The organism is Corynebacterium sp. HMSC034B08, from assembly GCF_001835805.1.
Classification (GTDB): Bacteria; Actinomycetota; Actinomycetes; order Mycobacteriales; family Mycobacteriaceae; genus Corynebacterium; species Corynebacterium coyleae.
In genome coordinates, this window is sequence record NZ_KV825933.1 from 28,308 (window position 1) to 35,070 (window position 6,763).

At 62.8% G+C, this 6,763-nt stretch carries 9 protein-coding genes; 3 read left to right on the plus strand and 6 right to left on the minus strand.

What is annotated here, in order from left to right; genetic code table 11:
- Window positions 1-11 precede the first annotated feature (11 nt).
- From HMPREF2656_RS03215 to HMPREF2656_RS03225, 3 genes are read left to right on the plus strand one after another with little or no spacing between them, the layout of a single operon-like run.
- Entirely contained in the window at window positions 12-866 is an 855-nt protein-coding gene (locus HMPREF2656_RS03215) for a cutinase family protein (RefSeq protein WP_070484954.1), read from the plus strand.
- 9 nt (window positions 867-875) lie between these two features.
- A complete protein-coding gene (locus HMPREF2656_RS03220; RefSeq protein WP_070815836.1) occupies window positions 876-2,726 on the plus strand; it encodes a M13 family metallopeptidase in 1,851 nt (616 codons plus the stop codon).
- Window positions 2,720-3,376: a hypothetical protein gene (locus tag HMPREF2656_RS03225; protein WP_070815837.1), complete on the plus strand. Its 657-nt coding sequence runs from the start codon at window positions 2,720-2,722 to the stop codon at window positions 3,374-3,376. The genes HMPREF2656_RS03220 and HMPREF2656_RS03225 overlap by 7 nt, the downstream gene beginning before the upstream one ends.
- Here HMPREF2656_RS03225 and HMPREF2656_RS03230 read toward each other — a convergent pair.
- The 6 genes from HMPREF2656_RS03230 to HMPREF2656_RS03255 all read right to left on the minus strand — a co-directional run.
- Entirely contained in the window at window positions 3,312-4,046 is a 735-nt protein-coding gene (locus tag HMPREF2656_RS03230) for a hypothetical protein (RefSeq protein ID WP_141750375.1), read from the minus strand. The two genes, HMPREF2656_RS03225 and HMPREF2656_RS03230, sit on opposite strands and share 65 nt — an antisense overlap.
- Window positions 4,043-4,732, minus strand: a complete 690-nt coding sequence (locus HMPREF2656_RS03235; protein WP_070815838.1) for a VOC family protein — start codon at window positions 4,730-4,732, stop codon at window positions 4,043-4,045. The genes HMPREF2656_RS03230 and HMPREF2656_RS03235 overlap by 4 nt, the downstream gene beginning before the upstream one ends.
- Window positions 4,732-5,019, minus strand: a complete 288-nt coding sequence (locus HMPREF2656_RS03240; RefSeq protein ID WP_070451948.1) for an RNA-binding S4 domain-containing protein — start codon at window positions 5,017-5,019, stop codon at window positions 4,732-4,734. Before HMPREF2656_RS03240 ends, HMPREF2656_RS03235 begins: the two co-directional genes overlap by 1 nt.
- Window positions 5,020-5,029: 10 nt before the next feature.
- Entirely contained in the window at window positions 5,030-5,740 is a 711-nt protein-coding gene (locus tag HMPREF2656_RS03245; RefSeq protein ID WP_070451952.1) for an SDR family oxidoreductase, read from the minus strand.
- Complete coding sequence (locus HMPREF2656_RS03250; RefSeq protein ID WP_070421988.1) at window positions 5,737-6,309, minus strand: LysE family translocator; 573 nt, start codon at window positions 6,307-6,309, stop codon at window positions 5,737-5,739. Before HMPREF2656_RS03250 ends, HMPREF2656_RS03245 begins: the two co-directional genes overlap by 4 nt.
- Window positions 6,309-6,763 (minus strand): alpha-ketoglutarate-dependent dioxygenase AlkB (locus HMPREF2656_RS03255; RefSeq protein ID WP_070815839.1); only part of this gene is annotated, 455 nt, incomplete at its 5' end. The genes HMPREF2656_RS03250 and HMPREF2656_RS03255, both read right to left, overlap by 1 nt.

The following is a 6,763-nucleotide window of genomic DNA, read 5'->3' on the forward strand; positions in this document are numbered from 1 at the left end:
ATGCACATGTCATGAAACTCAGAAATGTTCTCGCAGCCTGCGTCGCTGCCCTTAGCGTCATCGCCACCGCAACCACCACTGCGGAAGCACAGCCCTTCAAGCAGCAGGGGTGCTCCGCGCATTACTTGGTTGCGGTGCCGGGCGGGGCGAACACGGCTGAGGGGATCCCGGACTACGTGCCGCACGGTGGCAACGTGTTCATGACGGGCATCCTGACCAAGCTCGGCACCGCCGGCGAGATCGATCCAGTCTGGGTTTCGTACCGCTCCACCCCGTTCGCGGCTACCCCGTACAAGCAGGCGTCCGCCACTGGCTACAACAAGGCGCGTGCAACTGTCACCCGCCTAGCCAATGCGTGCCCGGACGCCCGCTTCTCCTTCACCGGTTACTCCCTCGGCGCCGACATCGCCGCCCGCTTGACCAGCGATATTGCGCACGGTCGCGGCCCGATCGCGCCGGAGAAGGTCTCGGGTGTGGCACTGTTTGCCAACCCGTACCAGGGCGACAACGGTGCGGTGCTGTCCCACGGCACCTCCCCCCACGCACGCGGGTCCCTCGGCCCGCTCCCGGAGGGCTACGGCGAGCTCGGCCCCCGCGTGCTGGAGATCTGCAACGCCGGTGACCTGGTGTGCAACATGAACGAGGCGCACCGTGGTCTTGTCTCCCCGGCGATGCGCACCAACGTGGCTGCAGGCCAGATCCCGTTCGGGGAGTTCAACAACCTGTTCCGTTCCCTCGGGTTGGGCGCGTTTGCTGTCTTCCACGACATTGGTTTGCACGGCAGCTACACCCTCGGCCAGCAGCGGGAGGCATCCAACTGGATTATTGAGCAATCTTTGGCCCCGATCCAGGTGCCAATTCCGTAGCATGGTGGCATGCATGACCTCTTTGAAGTAGTAAACGGCGAGTGGGTCGCCAACCACGAAATCCCCGCTGACCGCGGCATTGACGGCGCGTTTTACGCCCTGCGCGATAAGGCGGAGGAAGATGTCCACGCCATTCTTGCGGACGGCAACGCCCTCTACACCTCCTTTATGGACGTGGATGCGGTCAACGCTGCAGGCATCGACGCCCTCAACGCCGACTTGGAGTTGATTGAGGTGGCGAGCGTTGAGGAGTTCGTCGAAAAGTTAGGGCTCTTGGAGCGCACAGGCATTGGCGCACCGCTGACCTACTGGGTGGAGAAGGATTCCCAGGGCGAGGATTCCGTCCCCTACCTCGTGCAATCGGGGCTTGGGCTTCCCGACGAGGCCTACTACCACGAGAAACAACACGCACAGACGCTCGCTGACTATGAGAAGCACGTCGCGCGCATGCTCGAGTTCCTCGACCCGAAGTACCTGTTGGGGTTGAGTCCGGAGATCGCAGCGCAGCGCATTATCAATGTGGAGAAGGCGCTGGCGGATTCGCACTGGGATGTGGTGAAGTCACGCGACGCGATCGCCACCTACAACCCGACCGAACTTTCCGAGGTACCGCCGCTGGTGCAGAAGATGCTGCGCGCCTCCGGCATCCCCGACGGCCGTGTCATCGACATGATGCCCACCTACACCGCTGACCTCGACGCTATGCTGCGCCGCGAAACCCTGGCGGACTGGCAATTGTGGGCCGCGTGGAACATTCTGCGTTCCCGCGCCGGCGTGCTCAGCGAGGAGATTGGAAAGACAAACTTCGAGTTCTACGGCAAGGAGCTCTCCGGCGCCACCCAGCAGCGCGACCGGTGGAAGCGCGGCGTGGCCCTCGCAGAATCCCTGGTCGGTGAGGACATCGGGCGCGAATACGTCAAACGCCACTTCCCGCCGCAGTCCAAGGAGCAGATGCTGGAATTGGTGCAGTACCTTATCGACGCCTACCGCACCCGCATCGCCGACCTCCCCTGGATGAGCGAAGAAACCAAGAAGAAGGCCGCGGAGAAGCTTTCCCAGTTCAACTCCAAGATCGGCTACCCCGACAAGTGGCGCAGCTACGAAGGCCTGGAGTTTACCGACAACCTCGTCGAGAACGTGCGCCGTGGTGCCGCCTTTGAGCACGACTACCAGCTGGGCAAGATCGGCAAGCCATCCGACCGCGACGAGTGGGTGTCCAGCCCGCAGACCGTCAACGCGTTCTACAACCCGGTAGTCAACGACATCACCTTCCCGGCCGCGATCCTGCAGCCGCCGTTCTTCGACCCCGATGCCGACGCCGCCCAGAACTTCGGCGCGATCGGCGCGGTGATCGGCCACGAGATCGGCCACGGTTTCGACGACCAGGGCTCGCGTTACGACGGCCAGGGCAACCTCAACTCCTGGTGGACCGAACAGGACCGCACCAACTTCGAGGAACTCACCTCCAAACTGGTCGATCAGTTCAACGGTCTCGTCCCGTCCGTCTTGGAGGGCACCGACACCTCTGGCGTGAAGGGTGAGTTCACCCTCGGCGAGAACATCGGTGACCTTGGCGGACTTGGCATCGCCGTCGTGGCGTACAAGAAATACCTCGCCGACAAGGGCCTCGAGGAGACCCGCGAGGGCTTCCAGAACCTGTTCTACGCTTGGGCCCGCGTGTGGCGCTCCAAGGCCCGCCCGGAGATGGCGGCGCAACTTTTGGCCATTGACCCGCACGCCCCGAACGAGTTCCGCTGCAACGTCATCGCTGCGAATATCGACGAGTTCTACGACGCCTTCGACGTAGAGAAGGGCTCCAAGATGTGGATCGAGCCCGAGGACAGGGTGACGATTTGGTAGAGGAATACCCGCTCAACGAACAGGGTGACCCGAACTTCAACGTCGGTGGCGTCAAGCGCGACCTGCCGCCGGAACTGCAGTTGGAGCAGCTCGCCTCCTACATCGAGGCGACCTACGAGGACGGCCCGAACTACCTGGCACTCCTTCCAGACAGGATCACACACGCCGCCATGCTCATGCTTGGCAGTGCGGTGGATCATGCGATGCCGGCGACGAAGTGGTCGGGTGGGGTGGTCGTCGACAAGCATGAGCTCGGTGCCGTATTCACACCGAGCAAGCCGACCGGCGCGTGGGCAGTCTCCGTGTGGGACGGACCCACGAACGCAAAGGAAATGCTGTGGCGCCCCGACGTGGCCGCTGCTGCTGAACTCTCCGGCACGACGATTCTCGACGTCGACCGTGCCGAAGACGCCCAACAGGCCGTCGACCAACTGCCCGGCCCCGTCACCGCATGGGTGCTTGGGGATACCCCAGCCCCCACCGCCGACGACTACGTCTTCACCTTCCCCACCACCAACCGAGAGGGATTCGTGCAGGTCCCGGCAGGTTCAGGGCTCGAAGGCACCGAGTACTACGCCAAGGGGTTCATTTCCACACCGGCAGAAATCCGCCGTCGAGTGCAGGATGTCGCGGAGCATCTCCGTCGTTGACCTGGTTGATACCCACGTTGGTATCCACCGTGTTTTCATAGGCGGTGCCGTACGTCAGTGCGGCCACCGCCCACGTTTCCTTGCCGATCTCACCCCAGGACACCGAGCCCGTCGCACTCTCCCGGTCGTCTGACCAACCCATCTTCGAGCCCTTCACACGCTTCAACCGGGCCGTGCCAAACCCCTGGATGAAACCGTCCGACGCCACCGCGGTCTGCTTCTCCATGCCCGCGAACAGCGGTTTCGCCGCCGGGTCCCACACGATCGACGCGATGAACGTGGCCAGATCCCGCGCCGAAGTTTGCGACTTCCCCCACGACACACCGCGTGCCGTCTGCTTCAGGTCAAAGTCCTTGGCAATCTCATCAATCGCCTCCGGATACTTCGCGTCCAGCCGGCTAGCAATCCCGTCGTCGGACGACGCGATCATCTCCTCCACCTGCTTCTTCTCAGCCTTCGTGCCGTTGTACAGCACGTAGTAGCCCAGGTAGAGCTTCGCCAACGACAACGCCGGCCGGGCCTCCTCCGCCTTCGGCGAAATGGACACGCGCCCGTCCGGGTGCACCACCGCAAGCCCCGTCCGATCCCTGTTATACGACGGGTCCACGTGGTACGCACTCAGCGGAAAACTCAACGACGCCACCAGCAGCGCCGCCCCTACACGTTTCACAGCACAGAGTCCGCTTCGCTGATCTCCTCGAACGTCGGCACGTCAACCTCGACGATGAAGCACTGCGCACCGTTCGGGTCCGCAATGCCCGCCATCGGCCCAAACGCGCCCTCGCCAGGTCCGACGAGCACAGTGCCTCCGTGCTCCTCAACCGCCTTGCAAGCTGCCTCGAGGTCTTCCACGCCGAAGTAGCTCACCCACGACGCCGCCTCCCCGACATACATGCCCAAGAACGGAGCGCCGTCCTCGAGCGCCAGGAAGTAGCCGTCTTCCTCGCGGATCTCCCAGTCGAACAGGTCGCCGTAGAAATCGATGGTGGCCTGGTCCGTGGTCACCAACTCGTACCACACCGGCACCCCCGGCTCACCGGCCGCGACGAAGCGTTCCTCCGGATCCATCAGGCCGAACAGGCCGCCGGATGGGTCTTCACACAGCGTCAACTCATCGTCGGCGCTCAGGACACGGCCGCCGAGCTTTTCCACCTCGCCGCCGCCCATAAACGACGTCACCCAGCCATCAGCCTTACCCGACACCAGACCCGCCACCGGCAACCCATCCTTGCGAGCAGTGCCGTCAACGATCTCCCAACCGAACACGTTGCTGTAAAAGTGCGTGGACTTCAGCACATTCGTGGTCATCAGGTCCTGCCAAAACGGCATGCCGTCCTTGCCTTCGAATGCAGGCATTACATGTTCCTCCACTTCTCCGGATCGAAATCGTCGTTGGCGGTGCGCTCATCGAAGTAGTCGTCACCGTCCGAGTCCGCCATCACTGTTGCGGAGGCGTCGCCGATCGAGACGGTGTCTTCGTCGTAAAGCAAATGCCCCCGCGAGGTGACCACATCACCGTTGACCAGCACCTCTCCCCCAGCAATCGCTTCCTTCGCGTGACCACCGGATTCCACCAGGTTGGCCAGTTTCAAGAACTGCCCGAGCTTGATTGATTCGCCCGAAATCGACACGTCCATATGCATGTAGGGCAGTCTAGCGGTCTGCCTGGTCGACCGGCATGATGCTCATCGTGTCGATGTTCACCCGCTTCGGCAGGCTCGCCACCCACCGCACCGCCTCCGCAATGTCCTCTGCAGTCAGGTTGACGTTGCCCTCATAGACCTTCCGCGCACGTTCCTCGTCGCCGCCGAACCTGTTGAGCGCGAAGTCCGTCTCCACCCGGCCCGGGTCAAGCTCACACACGCGGATGTTGTTTTCCGCCTCCTCCCTGCGCATCGCCCTGGTCATGCCGCGCAGACCGTACTTCGCCGCGTTGTAGCCGGACCCGCCCTTGTACGCGTCCGTGCCCGCGACCGATCCAATGTTGACCACCAGCCCCTCCGATGCCTTGAGCTGCGGATACAACGCCCTGGTGACCCGCATCGTCCCCATCACATTGGTCTCGAGCATCCACTCCCAGTCCGCGTCATCCGCATCCCGCAGGTAGTCGGTTTCCTTCGCACCGCCCGCGTTGTTGACCAGCAGGTCCACGCGCTCCAGCTCGTTGAGTTTTGCCACGCTGGCCGGGTCCGTCACGTCCAGGTGGATTGCAACGCCGCCGATGTCGTCGGCAATCGCCTGGCACTTCTCCAGACGCCGAGCCGCCACGATGACCTTCCAGCCGTCGGCGGCAAGGGCCCGACACGTCGCCTCGCCGATACCCGCGGAACCACCTGTAACTACTGCAACCTTTTGTTCGCTCATGTGCCGAAGTGTAGGCCCTCCCACAGCATCCATGTGGCCAGAAGGATAAAGATGATGCCCGTGACCACGTCGATCCACCTGCCGTAACGCTCAATCTTGGACGCCATCGCACGGACTGCCAGTGCGAACCCGACGAACCAGATGATGCCCGTGACAACCAGCAGCGGCACCGCCCACCAACCCACGTGCGCGAACTGGGCGAAGATCGCTCCGAAGAACAGGACGGCCTTCGGGTTGGACAGGTTCGTCGCCACACCGGTGAGGAACGGTCTGCTCACCTGCTGCGCTTCCGGCAACTCCGGGTCGCTCGCCCGAATCGCGCCTATGCCCATCCACAACAAGTAGGCGCCACCGACGATCTGCAGCACCGACAGGATCTCCGGGAACGCTTGAATCAACGCACTCAGACCCGCCAGCGACGCGACGATCCACACCGTGTTGCCCAGCATGATGCCGAGCGCGCACAGGATGCCATCCCGTCGATTCTTCGCGCCAACCCGGATGATCTGAAACAGGTCCGGACCTGGGCTGACGATTGCCGCGAACCAGACTCCAAGCAGTGCGATCATCACTTCTCCATCTGTCGCATAGTGATGTTGAGTCTTCCTTCTAGCAGCGTCGACGTCCCCTTCTTTGCCCCCAGCACGCCGTGTCTCGCGCGGCGGGCTGGGCCACCGAACACGAGGGCATCCCCGGACATCAGGAGAATATCGTGCCCCTCGATGCGGAACACACAGTCCTGACCGAACGACAGGCTGACCACCGCGTTCTCAGATGCCTCTTCTGCATCCACATGCATGCCCATTCCTTTGCCCGGCGGGTAGAAATTCACTAACGCCGTTTCCACACGTGGAGTCTCACCAACCCGCGGGTCAATCTCGCGTGCCCGATCCATCACCTCCCCTGCGATCCGCTGGAAATTCTCCGGCACCGGCGGTACCTGATATCCATCGACTTCCTGCAGCATGCGGTACGGATTCGTCGCCCAGAACCACCCGAGCGACAGCATCCACGCATCCATCT

Coding starts and splice junctions, on each gene's coding strand:
- HMPREF2656_RS03215 (WP_070484954.1), top strand. CDS start 12: ATGAAACTCAGAAATGTTCTCGCAGCCTGCGTCGCTGCCCTTAGCGTC.
- HMPREF2656_RS03220 (WP_070815836.1), top strand. CDS start 876: ATGCATGACCTCTTTGAAGTAGTAAACGGCGAGTGGGTCGCCAACCAC.
- HMPREF2656_RS03235 (WP_070815838.1), bottom strand. CDS start 4,732: ATGCCTGCATTCGAAGGCAAGGACGGCATGCCGTTTTGGCAGGACCTG.
- HMPREF2656_RS03240 (WP_070451948.1), bottom strand. CDS start 5,019: ATGCATATGGACGTGTCGATTTCGGGCGAATCAATCAAGCTCGGGCAG.
- HMPREF2656_RS03245 (WP_070451952.1), bottom strand. CDS start 5,740: ATGAGCGAACAAAAGGTTGCAGTAGTTACAGGTGGTTCCGCGGGTATC.
- HMPREF2656_RS03250 (WP_070421988.1), bottom strand. CDS start 6,309: ATGATCGCACTGCTTGGAGTCTGGTTCGCGGCAATCGTCAGCCCAGGT.